General features: G+C 45.2%; 1 protein-coding gene. It reads left to right on the top strand.

The window, feature by feature from the left end:
* Positions 1–465: 465 nt before the first annotated feature.
* Positions 466–1,002, top strand: a 537-nt coding sequence (locus ACVA6Q_RS24525; RefSeq protein ID WP_446649209.1) for a DJ-1/PfpI family protein, incomplete at its 3' end; no start/stop codon positions are given.

Below are 1,002 nucleotides of genomic sequence, written 5' to 3'. Positions count from 1 at the left end.
CAAGGCGTTAGTTGCACTTAGAATTTTAGTGGTCAAATCATTGTCCCTTTAGCTATGCAGCGACCAGCCTCACTGCTTAACTTTCTTTCCGGTGGCAGCGTGAAAGCGTCATTCGCTTTAGCAACCTAGGTTTCGCGGAACTGCTTTTTGTGTCCGACCGTGAATAACGGGAGTGACATCTTCCTCAGCCTGTTTTTCGGTGACTTCGGTGGTGTCTTTTTCGTGCCAACTCGCATTAATCGAAAGATGTCAGTTCTGTCAGCTATCAAGTATGGCTTGGTGATAGTAATTTAGTTTGCGGCAAGCAATGAGCATCTTGGTGCAAATAAGAGAGTAGGGGCGTAGGCAACTAACAAACTACTCAAGTGGACGCTATAAGCTTGGTGGTTTTGGTTTGAAGTCAGTGCGCTTGGTCAGTTGATCGTTAGCGCCACTTAGCAGGGCGTTAGGCAAATAGGAGTAGATATGGACATCGCGGTACTAACATTTGACGGATTTAATGAACTTGATTCATTTATAGCAGCGGGAGTTTTGAGCCGAATGAAAGACGCTGGTTGGAATGTGCAAATAACGAGTCCATCTCAGTACGTCACTTCAATGAACGGAGTTACAATCCAATCTCAACAACCTCTAGAGTTTGCGAATCAAGCCAGCGTTGTATTGTTTGGTAGCGGTGCACTAACGCGCGATATTGCTCAAGACAGAGGGATACTTTCAAGGCTAAAGCTAAACCCTGAAACTCAGTTAATTGGTGGACAATGTTCAGGTACGTTGCTCATGTCAGTACTTGGTTTACTGCATCAAATACCAGCTTGTACCGATTTAACAACGAAACCTTGGGTTGTCGAATCAGGAGTGACTGTTTTAGAGCAGCCCTTTTATGCTGAAGGCAATCTTGCAACCGCAGGTGGTTGTTTGTCATCAAAGTACTTGGCCGCTTGGGTTATTAGTAAATTGTCGAGTAGGACGGACGCTGAATCGGCAATTCATTATGTCGCGCCA

This window comes from Vibrio sp. DNB22_10_4, from assembly GCF_052879755.1.
This window is presented reverse-complemented; position numbering and strand designations above follow the sequence as displayed.